At 62.6% G+C, this 18,112-nt stretch carries 14 protein-coding genes; 8 read left to right on the forward strand and 6 right to left on the reverse strand.

What is annotated here, in order from left to right:
• Window positions 1-963, reverse strand: coding sequence for a cation diffusion facilitator family transporter (locus HNQ60_RS01000; RefSeq protein WP_184329157.1), 963 nt, complete (start codon window positions 961-963; stop codon window positions 1-3).
• A 240-nt stretch (window positions 964-1,203) separates the two neighbouring features.
• On the opposite strand from HNQ60_RS01000, the gene HNQ60_RS01005 reads away from it, so the two are divergent.
• The 4 genes from HNQ60_RS01005 to HNQ60_RS01020 all read left to right on the forward strand — a co-directional run bounded on the left by HNQ60_RS01005 (window position 1,204) and on the right by HNQ60_RS01020 (window position 7,678).
• On the forward strand, window positions 1,204-1,926 hold the full coding sequence (locus HNQ60_RS01005; protein ID WP_184329158.1) for a glycosyltransferase family 2 protein: 723 nt from the start codon (window positions 1,204-1,206) through the stop codon (window positions 1,924-1,926).
• Between the two features lie 7 nt (window positions 1,927-1,933).
• Complete coding sequence (locus HNQ60_RS01010; RefSeq protein ID WP_184329159.1) at window positions 1,934-3,655, forward strand: ArnT family glycosyltransferase; 1,722 nt, start codon at window positions 1,934-1,936, stop codon at window positions 3,653-3,655.
• Window positions 3,656-3,950: 295 nt separating this feature from the next.
• On the forward strand, window positions 3,951-6,638 hold the full coding sequence (locus HNQ60_RS01015; RefSeq protein ID WP_184329160.1) for an EAL domain-containing protein: 2,688 nt from the start codon (window positions 3,951-3,953) through the stop codon (window positions 6,636-6,638).
• Between the two features lie 437 nt (window positions 6,639-7,075).
• Window positions 7,076-7,678: a superoxide dismutase gene (locus HNQ60_RS01020; RefSeq protein WP_184329161.1), complete on the forward strand. Its 603-nt coding sequence runs from the start codon at window positions 7,076-7,078 to the stop codon at window positions 7,676-7,678.
• Window positions 7,679-7,722: 44 nt separating this feature from the next.
• Here the strand turns inward: HNQ60_RS01020 and nadC are convergent, their stop codons facing one another.
• Together nadC and HNQ60_RS01030 are read right to left on the reverse strand one after the other, a co-directional pair.
• On the reverse strand, window positions 7,723-8,580 hold the full coding sequence (gene nadC, locus HNQ60_RS01025) for a carboxylating nicotinate-nucleotide diphosphorylase (protein ID WP_184329162.1): 858 nt from the start codon (window positions 8,578-8,580) through the stop codon (window positions 7,723-7,725).
• Window positions 8,581-8,703: 123 nt separating this feature from the next.
• Complete coding sequence (locus tag HNQ60_RS01030) at window positions 8,704-9,303, reverse strand: urate hydroxylase PuuD (RefSeq protein WP_184329163.1); 600 nt, start codon at window positions 9,301-9,303, stop codon at window positions 8,704-8,706.
• Window positions 9,304-9,485: 182 nt separating this feature from the next.
• Between HNQ60_RS01030 and HNQ60_RS01035 the strand changes: the two genes are divergently transcribed.
• Window positions 9,486-9,686 carry a DUF1289 domain-containing protein gene (locus HNQ60_RS01035; RefSeq protein WP_184329164.1) on the forward strand — a complete coding sequence of 67 codons (201 nt, stop codon included), beginning with the start codon at window positions 9,486-9,488 and terminating at the stop codon, window positions 9,684-9,686.
• 28 nt (window positions 9,687-9,714) lie between these two features.
• The gene (gene grxD, locus HNQ60_RS01040; RefSeq protein ID WP_184329165.1) at window positions 9,715-10,026 is read left to right on the forward strand and encodes a Grx4 family monothiol glutaredoxin; all 312 of its coding nucleotides are present in this window, start codon (window positions 9,715-9,717) and stop codon (window positions 10,024-10,026) included.
• Window positions 10,027-10,059: 33 nt separating this feature from the next.
• Here the strand turns inward: grxD and rnt are convergent, their stop codons facing one another.
• The 3 genes from rnt to HNQ60_RS01055 are packed head-to-tail and all read right to left on the reverse strand — an operon-like array spanning window position 10,060 to window position 13,356.
• Window positions 10,060-10,656 (reverse strand): ribonuclease T, encoded by a 597-nt coding sequence (gene rnt, locus HNQ60_RS01045; protein ID WP_184329166.1) that lies wholly within the window; start codon window positions 10,654-10,656, stop codon window positions 10,060-10,062.
• Window positions 10,657-10,670: 14 nt separating this feature from the next.
• Window positions 10,671-11,717 (reverse strand): dihydroorotase, encoded by a 1,047-nt coding sequence (gene pyrC, locus HNQ60_RS01050; RefSeq protein ID WP_184329167.1) that lies wholly within the window; start codon window positions 11,715-11,717, stop codon window positions 10,671-10,673.
• Between the two features lie 58 nt (window positions 11,718-11,775).
• Window positions 11,776-13,356 carry a M17 family metallopeptidase gene (locus tag HNQ60_RS01055; RefSeq protein ID WP_184329168.1) on the reverse strand — a complete coding sequence of 527 codons (1,581 nt, stop codon included), beginning with the start codon at window positions 13,354-13,356 and terminating at the stop codon, window positions 11,776-11,778.
• Between the two features lie 259 nt (window positions 13,357-13,615).
• Between HNQ60_RS01055 and aceE the strand changes: the two genes are divergently transcribed.
• On the forward strand, window positions 13,616-16,282 hold the full coding sequence (gene aceE / locus HNQ60_RS01060; protein WP_184329169.1) for a pyruvate dehydrogenase (acetyl-transferring), homodimeric type: 2,667 nt from the start codon (window positions 13,616-13,618) through the stop codon (window positions 16,280-16,282).
• A gap of 130 nt (window positions 16,283-16,412) precedes the next feature.
• A complete protein-coding gene (gene aceF, locus HNQ60_RS01065) occupies window positions 16,413-18,074 on the forward strand; it encodes a dihydrolipoyllysine-residue acetyltransferase (RefSeq protein WP_184329170.1) in 1,662 nt (553 codons plus the stop codon).
• The last annotated feature ends 38 nt before the right edge of the window (window positions 18,075-18,112 follow it).

Genomic DNA, 18,112 nt, shown 5'->3' on the forward strand with positions numbered 1-18,112 from the left:
TCACTTCGTCACTTTGCCGCAGTCCTCATCCGCGCACTCTTCCGCCTCGATCTGAATCGTCGCGTGCGTGATGCCGTAACGCTCGGCGAGAACCGCTTTTGCTTCTCGCAGCACGCTCGCGTGGTCGGCGGTGGTCGTCACCGACGCGTGCATGGTCAGCAGCTTCTCCTGCGGACCGACCAGCCATGAATGAATGTGGTGAACGTCGCGGATCGCGGGGACGCGCGCTTCCAGCGTACGCCGCAGTTCCGCAACGTCGAGGCCTTCGGGCGAGCCTTCCATCAGGATGTGGGTCGAGCGGCGAATCAGCGACCACGCACTGCGCACGATCAGCAGACACACGACCAGCGAGAGCAGCGGATCGATCGGCGTCCAGCCGGTGTAGATGATGACGAGCGCCGCCACGATGGCGGCGACCGAGCCGAGCAGGTCGCTCAATACATGCAGCGTGGCGGCCGCGATGTTCATGTCGTGCGAATCGCCTCGACGTAGCAGCGCAAAGACGATGAGATTCACCACGAGACCCGCGCTGCCGATCCACAAGATGATGGAACCCTGAATGGGTGCGGGGTTGAAGAACCGCTGCACCGCTTCGATGGCAATCCAGGCCGTGATGAAGAGCAGGGCGCACCCGTTGACGAACGTCGCAATGACACGCAGGCGTTGATAGCCGAACGTACGGCGGAGGTCGGCTGGGCGCATGGCGATGCGCACCGCTGCCCAGGCGATCGCCAGAGCGGCGGCATCGGTCAGCATGTGACCCGCATCGGCCAGCAGTGCGAGAGAGCCTGCCCACAGACCACCCACGAACTCGACTGCCATGAAGGCGGCGGTAAGCGTCAGTGCGATGGCGAGGAGAGTGCCCGATGCGCTCGTATGGCCATGATCATGTGAATGGCCGCCATGGTCATGACCGTGCGCGTGGCCGGCATGGCCGCCGTGATCATGCGAATGAGCTTGCATTACAGCAGGATAAGTCACCTCGGCGGCATTACAAGGGTACCTTTCCGGTCTGCGCGATTGATTGCGCCGACAGCGGTCGTCCAACGCACCGGGCCAGCGCATCGAAGAACGCCAGTTGCGAAAGGCCCTATTTACCTGTTGCGAAGAATCCCTATCGTCGCTGCAATCCGTCGGCGATGCGGAGCGTTCGCGGCGGACCCGTAGACACGTCGGCTCAATGGATATGGAAGTTTTGGGGACATGAAAATTTCGGTCGTCATCCCTGTCTGTAACGAAGAAGGCAACGCGGGCCCGCTCGCCCTGGAGACTCGAGCGGCGCTTGCCGGCCACGGGCCGTTCGAGATTATTTTCGTCGACGACGGCAGCACCGATGGAACGGTCGCGGAGTTGCGGGCGCTGCAAGCGGGGTCGGTCCCCGAAGTACGAGTGCTGCGGCATTCGCGACGCTGCGGCCAGAGTGCAGCTGTTCACACGGGGATCCGCTCCGCTCGCGCAGAGTGGATCGCCACACTCGATGGCGATGGACAGAACGATCCAGCGGACATCCCAGCGCTGATCGTCGCGCAACGCAAAGGTGGCGAGCGATTGAAGCTGGTGATGGGAAACCGCAAGGCAGCGCGCAAGGACACCTGGTTGCGCAAGATTTCATCGAGCGTGGCGAATGGTGTCCGCGGCTGGTTCCTGAAGGACGGCACGCCAGACACAGGCTGCGGAATCAAGTTGCTGCATCGGGCCACTTTCCTCGAGCTGCCGCGCTTCGATCACATGCATCGCTTCCTCCCCGCGCTGTTCCTCAACGCGGGCGCACACGTTGTTTCGGTGCCCGTGCGTCATCGTCCGCGGACGCGGGGCGTTTCGAAGTACGGCGTCATGAATCGACTTTGGGTCGGCATCGTCGATCTCTTCGGAGTGCGCTGGATCATGCGCCGGAATCCGCCGCGCCCGGACGTGTCCGAGCAGTAGCGGCTGAATGCAGCACCTGCCGGAATTCCTGCTGCGTCCAGGTCGCGAGAGCGCTCGAGATGTGCGCATCGATCTGTGCTGGCTGATCGGGCTGGTGCTGATCGTGGTCGCATCCGGCATCGGGCTGCGCGATCCCTGGCCCGCCGATGAGCCGCGCTTTGCACTGATCGCGCGCGACATGGTCGCGACCCATCAATGGCTGATTCCCTCCGTGGGAGGCGACGTCTATCCCGACAAGCCGCCGCTGTTCTTCTGGCTGATCGCGCTGGGTCTCGAACTGACAGGATCGCTGCGGCTCGCTTTCCTGCTGCCGTCGCTCATGGCTGCGATCGGTTGTGTCGTGCTCGTGTATGACCTCGCTCGTCGCTCGTGGAATCGCGAGGTGGGGTTGTGGGCCGGATTCGGTCTGCTTTTCTGCCTGCAATTCCTCTGGCAGGTGCGGCAGGCTCAGATCGATGCGACGTTGTGTTTCTTTACGACGCTGTCGCTCTACGGGCTCCTGCGTCACTGTCTGCTCGGGCCGCAATGGAAGTGGTATGCGATCGGCTGGGCCGCCGCTGGCTTCGGCATCATCACGAAGGGCGTGGGCTTCCTGCCGTTGCTGATCCTGCTGCCGTACGCGCTCTTTCGCAGAGGTTCGTGGCAGCCGCGTCCCGCTTTCGAAGGAGGCTGGCGCTGGTGGATTGGGCCCGCCGCGCTGCTCGCGGCCGTTTCGGTCTGGCTGGTGCCGATGCTGCTGGCCTCAGCGTCGAATCCTGTCCTGGGCGCGTATCGCGACGAGATTCTGTTCTCGCAGACGGTGACGCGTTACGCCGCCGCGTGGCATCACCATGAACCGTTCTGGTACTTCATCCTCGAAGTCATCCCCGGTCTTTGGCTGCCGTTCACGGTCCTGCTGCCCTGGCTGATTCCGCGCTGGCGGAACGATTGGCGAAACCGCGATCCGCGGACAGCGCTGCCGTTGTGCTGGCTGCTGCTGGTCGTCCTGTTCTTCAGCTTGAGCAGTGGTAAGCGCGGCGTGTATGTGTTGCCGGCCGTGCCCGCACTCGCACTGATGGCGGCCCCACATCTGTCTTCAATCGCCCACCGCGCTCGCGCGCAAGGCATCCTCTTCGCACTGACGTGCGTGCTGATCTTCATCGGTTTGGTGGGAGGAGCCTTCCTGCTTTTCGCGCCCGAAATGCGCCAGACGGTAATCGACGACTACGGTATCGACGGCGTCGGGCCGTTGCTTGCGATCGGGACCGTCGTTGCCGTGATCTGCGCCGCGATGAGACCCGCGCGCGGATTCATGGCCTATGCGCTGTCCCTGGCGGCGGTGCTCGTGATCGTGGGGTTCTGGATCAACCCTGTGATCGATCCCATCCGTTCCGGCGCCGCCTTCGTTGGTCAGGTCGAAGCCGCTGTGCCTGCAGGGCGGGAACTGGGGTTCGTGGGCTACAAAGAGCAGTACCTGCTGCAATTGCAGCGGCCGATCACGAACTTCGGCCACGCCCGCTGGCGCGAAGGAGACCAGGAAGCAGCCGATGCTGCACTGTGGCTGTCGCGAAGTGGCGACCGGCTCCTGCTCGCGGATCGCACGGTCGTGGATGGGTGCTTCAAATCGGCCCGGGCACGCAGCGTCGGCAGGGCGAATCGCACCGAATGGTTCCTGGTCGAAGGCCAGCCGGAGGCCTCATGCATCGCGCGAGGGAGGGAAGCTGCGGCGATCCCCTATGCGCCGCCTTGAAAGATTCACCTTATTCCCGGACAAATCGCTGTATGTCATTGATGACAGCTATGATCTGCGCTCAAGGCTGTGCCACAATCGGCCGAAGCCAGCGTCTGTCCAAAATCCGATAACGATCGGAAATAACTGTCGGGACGACGGTGGCGGGAGGATCGTCCAATGACTGCCACCAAGCGGCCCAGCCAACAGGGCCGAAAGAACAATTCATGGGCAGCACCGGTTGGCCGCGCATGCGCGGTCGATAGTCGCGCCTGCGGGCGTTGATCCGGCGGCGATTCACCCAGCTGCATCACTGATGGCAATCGATCCGACAAAAGCTGTCGACCCGATCCCCATGGCGGTCGGAGGCAATCTTTTCATCACGCGCCCGCCTGCGGGCCGGCGCTCGAAGATGGGTCTCGATGTGCTGCTGACGAAGGCAGCCGTCGATTTCCAGAATCCCCCGGCCACCGGTGCGGAGGAGACGATTCGACAGAATCTGGACGCCGTCCGCGAAGCCGCCGGGCTCGACACGTTCTTCATTGCCCACTTCGATCACCAGAACCAGGTCATCAACAAGGTGATCGGTTGCGCGAGCCTGTTCGCAACCTTCAATCCGGAAATTTTCAACGGCCAGATGCTGGACGATCTGCCGTACCTGCGCGACCGGCTCGAGCACATCCGCGTCGTCGAGATTCGCGATACCGCCAACCCGCGTCGTGAACTGACTGCCGAGTCGAAGCGATTCGCCGGGTTGCAGGTGGGCGCGGTTCTGCTCGCCGGCTATGCGGTCGCCGGACGCATCACGGGATTCATCGCGATGTGTTCGACGCGTCCGCGCGAAAGCTGGGACGCGAACCTGCATCTCGCGCTGAAGCTGCTCGCGTCGAGCTATGCGAGCGGGCTCGAGCGCAAACAATTCCGCAGCCAGTTCGACGACCTGGAAGAACGCAGCGAGCTCGCGCTGCACGGCGCCAATGACGGTCTCTGGGATTTCGATCTCGAGAAGACGACCACGTATTTCTCGCCGCGCTGGAAATCGATGCTGGGCTATTCGGACGAAGAGGTCGAACCGCTCGTCGACTGGCAGCAGCTGGTTCATCCCGAAGATCTGCCGCGGGTGCAGTCGGCATTGCGCGATCACCTGTCGGGCAAGGAGCCGATGTTCGAGAGCGTGCATCGCCTCAAGCATCGCGACGGCGTCTGGCTGTGGGTCGTCAGTCGCGCGAAGGCGAGAGTCGACGAGCACGGTCGCACGCGTCGAATCGTCGGTGTCGATCTCGACGTGACTGAACGCAAGCTCTACGAAGAGGCGCTGTTCCGCGAGAAGGAGAGCGCCCAGATCACGTTGCAGTCGATCGGTGACGGCGTCATCACGACCGACTCGAACTGCCGTATCGAATATCTGAATCCGGTGGCCGAGCAGCTCACGGGCTGGCGTCTCGAGCACGCCCAGGGTCGCGTGATCGATGAGATCTTCCGCAGTTTCCACGAGGAGACCTGCGAGCCGCTCGAGAATCCGCTGGCCGTTTCGATCCGACGCACCCGCGCCATCAAGTCTGTTCGTCCGACGCTGCTGATTCGCCGCGACGGCAACGAGCTCTACATCGAAAGCTGCGCCTCGCCGATCCGCGACGGTTCAGGTGTCATCTGCGGCGGCGTGCTCGTGTTCCATGATGTGAGCGAAAGCCGCGAGCTCAATCGCAAGCTTTCCTATCACGCGAGCCACGACATCCTCACCGGTCTGGTGAATCGTCGCGAGTTCGAATCGCGGCTCGAGCGGGCGATGAAGAGTGCGCGGGCTCGCGAAGCTTCATTCGCGCTTTGCCACATCGACCTCGATCAGTTCAAGATCATCAACGACAACTGCGGTCACAGCGCCGGCGATGCGTTGCTCGGTCAGGTCGGCGCATTGCTCAAGTCGAAGATCCGCTGGCGCGATACCGTCGCGCGTCTCGGCGGCGATGAGTTCGGCGTGCTCCTCGAAAGCTGCTCGCTGGAAGAAGCGATCCGCAGCGCCGAGTCGTTGCGCGAGGCGATCCGCAACTACAAGTTCGTCTGGGAGGAGCGCACGTTCCGGCTCGGTGCATCCATCGGAGTCGTGCCGCTGTCGCCTGAGAACGAGGACGTAGCGTCGCTGCTGTCCGCCGCTGACAGCGCTTGTGCTGCCGCAAAGGAAAGCGGCCGCAATCGCGTCTACAGCTTCCAGGAAAACGACATCGACCTGATGCGCCGCCGCCGCGAAATGCAATGGGCCGCGCGCATCAACAACGCACTCGAAGACAGCCGCTTCGAAATCTATCGCCAGGTGATCCAGCCACTGCAGGTTCCGGATCAGGGTCTGCACTACGAACTGTTGCTGCGCATGCGCGATGAGGCGGGAAAGATCGTTGCACCCGACCAGTTCATCGCCGCAGCCGAGCGCTACGGCCTCACGCCGAACATCGATCGCTGGATGATCGAGCACGCGTTGCGGTGGCTGGTCTCCGAAGCCGATGAGCGCGAGAAGCTCGCGATGTGCTCGATCAACCTCTCGGGCCAGAGTCTCGGCGACGACAAGTTCCTGCCGTTCGTGATCGATCATTTCCATCGCAGCGGCATCGATGCATCGAAGATCTGTTTCGAGATCACGGAGACCGCGGCGATCGCCAGCTTCTCGCAGGCCAACCGGTTCATTCATGCGCTGAAGGAGCTCGGTTGCCGCTTCGCCCTCGATGACTTCGGCACCGGCCTGTCGTCGTTCGGTTACCTGAAGCACTTCCCCGTCGACTTCCTGAAAATCGATGGCAGTTTCGTGAAGGAAATCCTGCACGATCCCATCGATCGCGAAATGGTGCGGTCGATCAACGAAATCGGTCATCTCACCGGCAAGCAGACGATCGCCGAATTCGCCGAGAATGCCGAGATCATCGAGATGCTTCGCAGCCTCGGTGTCGACTACGCGCAGGGCTTCGGTATCGCCACGCCGCAGCGGGTCATGCGGGCGGCGGCGGGCGGCGGGTAAGGCGGAGAGGATGAAGATTTTCCACGGGGAGCACGGGGTGCCACGGGGGAAGAAAGATTTCTCTTAGTAAGACTCCGCTACTCAACGCTGAGTCGCCCGCGCTAGTTTGATCCTTCGCCAAGGCTCATGCGTCTTCATATTGTAGTTTCTTCCCCGTGATACCCCGTGTCCCCCGTGGAGAATCCGAGTTCTCTGCCTTCCGATCCGCACTGAGTTAGCGCGTGGCCACGACGCTTGCGATGAGCGCTGACGGCCTGTATTTTCCCCGACGCAATCTGTTCACCCGCCTGCCTTTCGCACCCCGCCTCACGATCATCGTTCGATAGTTCTCGCCGCGGTTTCCCGCGCACCTCATCGCCGTTCTCGAGAGTCGATCCGCGCGACATTCCGTTCGATACGGAGGTGGGCCAGCCATCGCCAACTGTGGAGATTTGTTCATGAGTTTTACGTTGCCCACCCTTCCGTACGCGATCGGTGCACTTGCCGAGCGCGGCATGTGCCAGGAAACGCTCGAGCTGCATCACGGCAAGCATCACCAGACGTATGTGACCGCACTGAATGGCCTGGTGGAGAAGAACGATGCGTTGAAGGGCAAGTCGCTCGAGGAGCTCGTGAAGCTCTCCGCGGGCAAGGAAGACCTGACGCCGGTGTTCAACAACGCGGGCCAGCACTGGAATCACAGCTTCTTCTGGGAATCGCTGTCGCCGGAGGGCGGCGTCATTCCGCCGCAGCTCGAGCGCAAGCTCGTGGAGGATTTCGGCGGCGTCGATCAGTTCAAGGCGCAGTTCAAGGCCGCGGCCCTCGGCCAGTTCGGTTCGGGCTGGGCGTGGCTGGTCCTCGGCAAGGACGGCAAGCTGAAAGTGACGAAGTCACCGAACGCCGGCACGCCGATCGCGAGCGGCGAGGGCAAGCCCCTGCTCGTGCTGGACGTGTGGGAGCACGCGTACTACGTGGACTTCAGGAACCGGCGTCCGGACTTCACGGACAACTTTTTGAACAAGCTCGCGAACTATGAGTTCGCGGCGGCGAACCTGAAGTAAGCCGTACCGGTGATGTGTGACGGGCCGAGAACCTTCTTCGCCCGTCACGCTTCCAGACTGAATCTCATCGACAGATCCACCGCCTGCACGTGCTTCGTCAGCCCGCCGACGCTGATGTAGTCCACGCCGGTCTCCGCGATTGACCGGATCGTCTGCAGCGATACGTTCCCTGAGGCTTCCAGTTCGATGCGTCGACCGACGCGTGCGTGAGTGAGTGCGACTGCTTCGCGCAGCAACTCCAGGCTGAAGTTGTCGAGCAGGACGCGATCGATGTCGGTCGCCAGTGCCTGCTGCAGTTCATCGAGATTCTCGACTTCCACTTCGACGACGGCTTTCCCGGCAACCTTGCGCGCTTGCGCCACGGCGGCTGCGATGGAGCCTGCCGAGGCAATGTGATTCTCTTTCACGAGCACGGCATCGAAGAGCCCGATGCGGTGATTGACGCCGCCGCCGCAGCGCACGGCGTACTTCTGCGCGAGACGCAAACCCGGAATTGTCTTGCGGGTATCTAGAACGCGCGTCGACGTTCCCGCGATCGCATCGACGTGCTGTCGCGTGAGCGTTGCTGTTGCCGATAGTGTCTGCAGGAAGTTGAGGGCTGTTCGTTCGCCCGTAAGGATCGAACGCGCCGGGCCTGCGAGTTTGCACAGCGTCTGGTCGGCGACGACCTTCGCACCTTCACCGGCCAGCCAGACAACTGTGACATGCGGATCGAGCTGGCGGAATACGTCGTCGAACCACGCACGACCGCATAATACTGCGGGTTCGCGCGAGATGACTGTCGCGCGAGCCTTCTTGTCGGCGGGAATCAACGAGGCTGTCAGGTCGCCGTTGCCGACGTCTTCAGCGATGGCGCGCGCGACCTGCTTTTCGAGATCGGGCGGTAATGGGATGGGGCTCATGCGCCGGATTAGAGCACAGCATGAGGCTCGAGGCGTGAGGCACGAGGCGCGAGCCAGAGGGGAGCGCGCCTTTCCTGGCTCTGGCGCGAGCCTCGTGCCTCACGCCTCGAGCCCTCCCTTACGTCAGAACCCGAGGCCGTGGCTCTGGCCGCCCATGCAAAGCAGCATGGGAAGGGAGAGGATGAAGTTCGTGCGTGAGGCGTACAGCGCAGTCTTGCGGGCACTGGCTTTCTCAGCATCGGTCGCTGGAACGAGGCCGAGGATCTTCTTCTGGTTCGGCCAGATGAGGACCCACACATTGAACAACATGATCGTGCCGAGCCAGGCGCCGATGCCGATCGTGCGGAACCCCGGCTGCAACGTAATCGCCTTGATGAAGTTCGCGTGATCGCCGTAGCCCGACGCCAGGTAGTACGCACCGCTGATCCAGGTCGCGACAGCCGCCCAACGGAACCAGAGCAGCGCGCGAGGCGCGATGTACTTCGTGACGCCAGCGCCGCCCGGACCGCCGGAATCGGCCGCAGCGGCTGCGAGTCCCGGAATCTGGACGAGGTTGAAATAGTAGAGCAAGCCGATCCAGGTGATGCCGGACACGATGTGGATCCATCGATCGATATGCACGCCCTGCAGCTCGGGGCCCTGGCCGGTGATCACCAGGATCAGGACGATCGTGAGCACGATGCCGGTGATGATGGCACCCCGGACGGAAGTCAGCGGATTCATGATTTCTTGTCTCCCAGCAGTCGAGGAACGTTGCCGGACGGTTCTTATTGGCGCCCGGGCCCTGCGGCCCGGCATCCGGATGAAAACCCTTAAGGTGTCCTAGGCTTTTTCCGGAGGCGTTGAAGAATAGGCGGGCGGTCCTCATAATTCAACGGCATGCACGCGCGCGTGCACCGATCACCATGCTGCAGCCGCCTCCGCCCACCGTGTCTTCGCCGTGTACCAAGGTCTGCACGCTCGATACCGAAGGCGTCTGTCTGGGTTGCGGCCGCGCGTTGAACGAGATCGCCAACTGGTCGCGAATGTCGGCCGACGAGCAGCGCGAAGTCTGTCGCAAGGCCGAGCAAAGGCGCCTGCATCGCGCCACCGCGGTCTCGCCTTAGACCCTTTTCCCTTTTGAGGTATTCCTCCGTGGACGTCATCGAGCGCATCAAATCCCAGCTTTCATCCAACCCGGTCATGCTGTACATGAAGGGCACGCCGGATTTCCCCCAGTGCGGCTTCTCGGCTGCAGCCGTTCGGGCGTTGAGCGCCGCCGGTGCGTCGTTCGGCCACGTGAACATCTTCGAAGATCCCGAGCTGCGCGAAGCGCTGAAGCAGTACTCCAACTGGCCGACCTACCCGCAGCTCTACGTCAACGGTGAACTGATCGGCGGCTCCGACATCATCATCGAGATGTACAACAGCGGGGAGTTGGAGAAGGTGCTCGCGGAAGCGAAGTGATCGCGACGCGTCGCGCTGGGTGACGCGTACGCGTCACTCCGTGACGATCGGCCCCACCTTGTTGCACACCCGGCAGAACAGCTCCGCCGTCTGCCGGGCATCATAGAGCGCCGAGTGCGCCTCATTCGAATCCCATTCGATTCCCGCTGCATGTAGTGCTTTTGCGAGCACTGTCTGTCCGTAGACCACGCCCGCGAGGGTCGCTGTGTCGAAGCTCGAGAACGGGTGGAACGGATTGCGCTTGATGCCGGTGCGGGCGACCGCGGCATTCAGAAAATTCAGGTCGAAGTACGCGTTGTGGCCGACGAGAACGGCGCGCGTGCAGTCGTTGTCCTTCATCGCCTGGCGGATGTCGCGGAACAGGCGGCCCAATGCGTCCTTCTCGGGGATCGCGGGCCGCAGCGGGTGATGCGGATCGATCCCGTTCACCGCAAGCGAGGCGTCTTCGATATTCGCACCGGGAAACGGCTGCACGTGATAGCGCCAGCCCTCTCCAGTCTTGAGCGTGCCATCACCCTGGATTTCGACGAGCACCGCCGCGATTTCGAGCAGGGCATCGGTGTTTGGATTGAAACCGCCGCACTCGACATCGACGACGACAGGCAGGAAGCCACGGAAGCGACGGGACATCAGCTGCTTGTCGTTCAATTTGCAGCGCCCCCGGTCAGCCGCCACGCGATGCTTTCGCCCGCGCGGAATGGGATGAGCTCATCGCTTGCGAACGGATAGCTCGCGGGCGGTGACCACGCCGAGCGTTCGAGCGTGATTCGCGAAGTGTTTCGCGGCAGTCCGTAGAAATCAGGTCCGCGCAGCGATGCGAACGCTTCGAGACGATCGAGGCGGCCGGCGAGCTCGAACGCTTCGGCATAGAGCTCGATGGCGGCGTGCGCCGAGAAAATCCCTGCGCATCCGCAGGTCGTTTCCTTGGTATGGCGTGCGTGCGGCGCGCTGTCTGTGCCGAGGAAGAAGCGCGGATCGTCGCTGGTTGCCGCTTCGACGAGCGCGCGGCGATCCCGCTCGCGCTTGAGCACCGGCAGGCAGTAGTTGTGCGGCCGGATGCCGCCCTGGAAGATGGCATTGCGGTTCAGCAGCAGATGTTGCGGCGTGATCGTCGCTGCGACGCCGGCCCGTGCGCTGGTTACGAACTGCACAGCTTCGCGGGTCGTGACGTGCTCGAAAACGATCTTCAGGCGGGGAAAGCGCTGCGCGACCTGTGCGAGTGTGCGGTCGATGAAGACGCACTCACGATCGAAGATGTCGATGTCCTGGTCTGTCACCTCGCCGTGCACCTGGAAAACCAGCCCTGATTCCTCCATCGCCGCGAGGGCGGGGAAGATCTTCTCGATGGACGTCACGCCCGCATCCGAATGCGTGGTCGCACCGGCGGGGTAGAGTTTCGCGCCGACGATGAAGCCACTGGCGCGTGCCGCGTGAATCTCCTCCGGCGCCGTGCTGTCGGTGAGATAGAGCGTCATCAACGGCTCGAAGGACGAACCTGCTGGAACTGCCTGAAGAATTCGTTCGCGATACGCCTTCGCCTGAGCGACCGTCGTCACCGGCGGTTTCAGATTCGGCATGATCACGGCCCGCGCGAACTGCCTGGCTGTGAAAGGAATGACGCTCGCCATCGCGGCGCCATCGCGCACATGCAGATGCCAGTCGTCGGGACGCAGGATCGTGAGTTGGGACATTGAAGAGGGCTGCTGGCTACTGGCTGCTGGCTGGCTGGCCAGAAGCCTCAGAGGGCGGTCATTTCCGAAGTCTGACCAGCTTACCAGCAGCCTGTTTGCCAGTCGCCTTCTTGTGCGGCCGATCCCCGAGCAATTGCTGATCCAGCAGCAATGAAGTCGTGTATCTCACGCCGAAACCCGTGAAGTCCGTCGGGATGTGCCCCAGGCCGCCGCTGCGGTTGCTCGCGGCGAGATCGATGTGGATCCAGGGCGTTTCCGCCGGAACGAATCGGTTGAGGAATCTCGCCGCGAGGATGTGATCACCCTTGCTGTCGAGCGTGCACTGCAGGACATCGGCGACGGGCGAATCAAGATCGGCGTCGAAATCTTCATCCATCGGGAATGTCCAGACGCGCTCGCCGCTCGCCCTGCCCGCGAGCTCGATCTGCGTGCGCCAATCCGGGCGGTTGGTGAATGCGCCGCTGAAGCGTTCCGTGAGTGCCATGACGCAGGCGCCGGTGAGTGTCGCGTAATCGATGACGAGCGACGGCTTCTCGCGCGTGGCGAGCGCGAGCGTGTCCGCCAATGCCATCCGGCCCTCGGCGTCGCTGTGAACCACTTGTATCGTCACGCCGTTGGAGGCGCGAATGACTTCCTGTGGCCGATATGCCCGCGGTCCGATTTCGTTCTCCGTCAACGCGAGCCAGCAGTCGATGTCATAGGGGGCGTCGAGATCGGTCAGCGCGCGCAACGTGCCGACGGCAACGGCGCTGCCCTGCATGTCCTCGTGCATCTGATACATGCTTTTGTGCGGCTTCAGGTTGATGCCGCCGGTGTCGAAGCAGATTCCCTTGCCGACGAGTGCGAGTTTCCCCGCGACGCGGCGTCGGTCGCGAGCGCGATAGCGCAAACGCACGATGCCTGCATCCCGATGCTCGTTGGCACGTGCTACGGCCAGGAAGGCTCCGGCGCCGAGCCTCCGCAATGCAGCCTCATTGAAGAACGAGAATCCCCACCCACATCTACGTGCAAGCGTCGTAAGCGCACGTCGGTAGTTGCCGCTCGTCAGCACATTCGGCGGCAGCGTCGTGAGCCAGCGGGCGAGATGATTGCCGCGGTCGACTGCGAGCACGCGATCGGCGTCGATCCCGCCTTCGCCGTTCAGCGTGATGCGTTCGATGTCGACGTGTCGGGGCGGTTTCGACTTCAGTGCCGGCATTGCCGCGGTCGCGGCCAGTGCTGCCGTGGTCATCGCTTCGAGGACGCGTGATGAAAACGCTGGTTCCAGCCCGTGCGATGCGACGAGGAGATTGCGTATCGAACTCCCGGCAAATGTCTTCCATGCTCTGGCCGCCGCGGTGAGCAGCTCGAATGCGGATGCCGTGGGTTTGACGAAGACGATCGTGAGCGGCAGCGCATCGGGCGAAACGCGCGTCGCGATCATGCCGACGGGGCCGGATCGCTGAGCTTCCCGATGGAGCTTCTCGATCAGCGCGGCGAAGGGCAGGGTGGCGAGAGACGGTCCCTGCGAATGCCCGTCCGGCTGCGATGAGGCATCGCAAAAGATCACCGACCCATCGTGCTCACGCAGCAGCCGTTCGTTGAGCCTTGTTTTTCGCTGTTCTATGCGCGCGTTGCGCTCTGCGGGAAGCAATTCCACGTGCCCGATTCCTTGACGTCAAAAATGCAAACTCCGATGATACGCGGGCTCTTCTGCGGGTTGGAATTTAGCCTCCAAGCGCCTGAAGTGCCTCGCAATGAAGCGAGTCCGAAGCCCGGCGCGGTAGGTGCCGGCGCCCGCATCCGAGCGACGAAACCCCTGGTGACGAAATCCAAGTGTTCCGGCGCTGTTTTTGACACCGGTTGCGCAGGCCTTTCCATCCGCTTTCGATCAAACAGTCACCGATAGAAGCAAACGCATGTCTGAACCCTCCCGGTTGGATGATCTGGACCCGCAGGAAACCAGGGAATGGCTTGAATCCATCGATTCGGTTCTCAAGACCCACGGGGCCGAACGCGCGCACTTCCTGCTGGAACGTCTGATCGACCACGCGCGGCGCTCCGGCGCGTACCTGCCGTACAAGCCGAACACGGCGTACCTCAATACGATCTCAGGCGCCCAGGAAAAAGACTATCCGGGCGATCGCACGATCGAGCGGCGCCTCGAGGCGTACATCCGCTGGAACGCGATGGCGATGGTCGTTCGCGCCAACCGTCGCAGCTCCGAATACGGCGGCCACATCGCAAGCTACGCATCGGCCGCGACGCTCTACGAAGTCGGCTTCAATCACTTCTGGCGTGCGCCGTCGGACAAGCATCCGGGCGACATGATCTATTTCCAGGGCCACGCATCGCCCGGCATCTATTCCCGCGCCTGGCTCGAAGGCCGGCTGACCGACGAACATCTCGATCACTTCCGGCAGGAAGTGAAGAGCGAGAAGGGCCTGAGCTCGTATCCGCATCCCTGGCTGATGCCGGACTTCTGGCAGTACCCGACCGTGTCGATGGGTCTCGGCCCGATGATGGCCATCTACCAGGCCCGCTTTCAGCGTTATCTCGAGCACCGCGGCATCGTGCCGGAGACGGATCGCAAGATCTGGGCGTTCCTCGGCGACGGGGAAATGGACGAGCCTGAATCGATGGGCGCGATCACCATGCCGGTGCGCGAGAAGCTCGACAATCTCGTCTTCGTCATCAACTGCAACCTGCAGCGTCTCGATGGTCCGGTTCGCGGCAACGGCAAGATCATCCAGGAACTCGAAGCTGCGTTCCTCGGTGCCGGCTGGAACGTCGTCAAGGTCATCTGGGGTTCGCGCTGGGATCCGCTCATCGCACGCGATACGAAGGGACTGCTTCGTCGCGTAATGGAAGAGTGCGTCGACGGCGAATACCAGAACTTCAAGGCGAAGGGCGGTGCGTACACGCGCGAGAACTTCTTCGGCAAGTATCCCGAGCTGAAGGAAATGGTCGCGACGATGTCGGACGACGAGATCTGGCGCCTGAACCGCGGCGGTCACGACTACAAGAAGGTGTGGAACGCGTACAACGTCGCTTCCGCACAGAACGGCAAGCCCACCGTCATTCTCGCGAAGACGGTGAAGGGCTACCTCATGGGTCGCTGGGGCGAGAGCCAGAACCCGACTCACCAGCAGAAGAAGCTCGATGACGAGGCGCTGCGCGAGTTCAGCAAGCGCATCTTCATCGATCTCACCGATGAAGAACTGTCGCAGGCGTCGTTCAAGCGACCGGCCGACGACAGCCCCGAAATGAAATATCTGCGCGAGCGCCGTGGGCTGCTCGGCGGCTCGATCCCGCAGCGTCGCAGCACTGCACCGTCGCTGAAGGTGCCGGAGCTGTCGGCATTCGATGCGCTGCTGCAGAGCTCTGGCGATCGCGAAATCTCGACGACGATGGCGCTCGTGCGGATCCTGCAGACGCTGGTGAAGGACAAGAACGTCGGCCAGCACATCGTGCCGATCATCCCCGACGAAGCCCGCACATTCGGCATGGAAGGCATGTTCCGCCAGATCGGCATCTATTCGTCGATGGGCCAGCTCTACACGCCGCAGGATTCCGACCAGCTCATGTTCTACAAAGAGGACAAGAAGGGTCAGATCCTGGAAGAGGGCATCAACGAGGGCGGCGCATTGTCGTCGTTCGTCGCAGCAGGCACGGCCTATGCGAACCACAACGTGAACATGGTGCCGTTCTACATCTTCTATTCGATGTTCGGTTTCCAGCGCGTCGGCGATTTCATCTGGGCGGCCGGCGACAGCCAGGCTCGCGGTTTCCTCGTCGGTGCAACCGCGGGTCGCACGACGCTCGCGGGCGAAGGCCTGCAGCACCAGGACGGCCATAGCCACCTGATGTCGTCCACTGTGCCCAACTGCGTCTCGTACGATCCGACGTTCGCTTATGAGCTCGCAGTGATCGTGCAGGACGGTCTGCGTCGCATGTATGCGGACCAGGAAGACATCTTCTATTACATCACCTGCATGAACGAGAACTACCTGCACCCCGCGATGCCGAAAGGCGCGGAGCAGGGCATTCTCAAAGGCATGTATCTGCTGCAGGGCGGCGGCAAGGGCAAGGTTCGCGTGAACCTGCTCGGCGCCGGCACGATCCTCAACGAAGTCATCAAGGCGGCCGAGATCCTCGAGAAGGACTACGGCGTGCCTGCCGACATCTTCAGTGTGCCGAGCTTCTCCGAACTGCGCCGCGAAGCACTCGATGTCGAGCGCACCAATGGCCTGAATCCGGACAAGCCGGCGAAGCAACCGTACGTTCGCGAGTGCTTCGGCGACCGCACGGGACCTTTCATTGCGGCGACTGACTACATGAAGATCCTCGCTGACCAGATCCGTCAGTGGGTGCCGGGACGCTACGTGGTGCTGGGCACGGACGGCTACGGCCGCAGCGACAATCGCGAGCAGTTGCGACATCACTTCGAGGTCGATGCTCCTCACATCGTCGTCGCATCGCTGCGCGCGCTGGCCGACGAAGGCAAACTCGACATGGCGACCGTCAAGGCCGCCATGAAGAAGTTCAACATCGACCCGGCGAAGCCGAATCCGGTGACGCAGTGAAGAAAGAAGAAGCGGTTAGCGGTTGGCGGTTAGCGGTTAGTCCAGAGCCGAAGCCCCTGCACGCCAACCGTTCTTCCGATTCTGAACCAACCGCTAACCGCTAACCGCTAACCGCTTCTCTCCTTCTTCTATGCCTCAAATCACCGTTCCCGATCTCGGCGATTTTCACGATGTCGAAGTGATCGACGTCCTCGTGAAGCCGGGCGACAAGATCGACGTCGATACGCCGCTGCTCACGCTCGAGACCGAGAAGGCGACGATGGATGTGCCTTCATCCAGCGCCGGCACCGTGAAGTCGATCGCGGTGAAGAAGGGCGATCGCGTATCCAAAGGCAGTGTCGTGCTCGAGCTCGAGGCTGCGGCGGGTGACCAGCCTGCAGCCAAAGCGCCTGAACAGAAGCCTGCGAAAGCTGAGGCGGCTGCGGCGCCGGCATCTCCCGCACAGGCTGCTGCGCCGAGTGCAAAGGCTGCTCCCACTGCTCCGGCAGGTGGAGTGTCCGAAGTTGCGGTGCCTGATCTCGGCGACTTCCACGACGTCGAAGTCATCGACGTGCTCGTGAAGGCGGGCGACAAGATTTCCGTCGATACGCCGCTGCTCACGCTCGAGACCGAGAAGGCAACGATGGACGTGCCCTCGACGGGCGCGGGTGTCGTGAAGTCGGTCGCGTTGAAGAAGGGCGATCGCGTCTCCAAGGGCAGCGTGATTCTCACTGTCGAAGGCGGCGGCGCCGCTCCATCCGCTGCACCGGCAGCTGCGGCGCCTGCGAAAGCAGAGCCAGCAGCACCGAAGGCCCCCGCGCCAGCGGCAGCAGCTCCTGCGCCTCAAGCTCCCGCGCCTGTGTCGTCATCAGGATTGCCGCCGATCGACGAAGCAGGCTTCTCACGCGCACATGCAAGCCCGTCGGTTCGTCGATTCGCTCGCGAGCTCGGTGTCGATCTGACGCGCGTCAAAGGCAGCGGACTCAAAGGTCGCATCACGCCAGAGGACGTCAAAGGCTGGGTCAAGCAGACGCTCACATCGGGCGGCGCGGCAGCAGGCATCGGCGCGGGCCTGCCGAAGATTCCAGAAGTCGATTTCTCGAAGTTCGGTGCGGTCGAAGTCAAACCGCTCGGTCGCATTCAGAAGATTTCGGGTCCCCGTCTGCAGGCAAGCTGGCTCAACGTCCCGCACGTGTGGCAGATGGACGAAGCCGACATCACGGAACTGGAAGCCGAGCGCAATCGACTGAAGGACAAGGCTTCGAAGGAAGGCGTCAAGCTCACGCCGCTCGCGTTCATCCTGCGTGCCTGCGTCAAAGCGCTGCAGGAATTCCCGACCGTCAACAGCTCCCTCGACGGCGCCGGACAGAACCTGGTGATGAAGAAGTACATCCACCTTGGATTCGCGGCGGACACGCCGAACGGGCTGGTCGTGCCGGTGATTCGCGATGCCAATCGCAAGGACGTCTACGAGATCGCGCGCGATCTCGCCACGCTCTCGGCCAAGGCCCGCGAAGGCAAGTTGAGCGCGACCGAAATGCAGGGCGCGAGCTTCACGGTGTCGAGCCTGGGCGGCATCGGAGGCACGTCGTTCACGCCGATCATCAACGCACCGGAAGTCGCAATCCTCGGCGTCGCGCGTTCGTCGATGAAGCCTGTCTACAAGGACGGTCAGTTCGTGCCGCGGCTGATCCTGCCGTTCACGTTCGCCTACGACCATCGCGTGATCGACGGCGCGGCAGGCGCGCGCTTTACGACGTTCCTCGGCAATGCCCTCGCGGATGCGAAGGGATTGCTCGAGGCGGTGCCGTAAGAGAAGCCGCGAGCCGCTAGCTGCGAGCGAGTAGCCAG

It is taken from the genome of Povalibacter uvarum, assembly GCF_014202975.1.
GTDB classification, from domain to species: Bacteria; Pseudomonadota; Gammaproteobacteria; order Steroidobacterales; family Steroidobacteraceae; genus Steroidobacter; species Steroidobacter uvarum.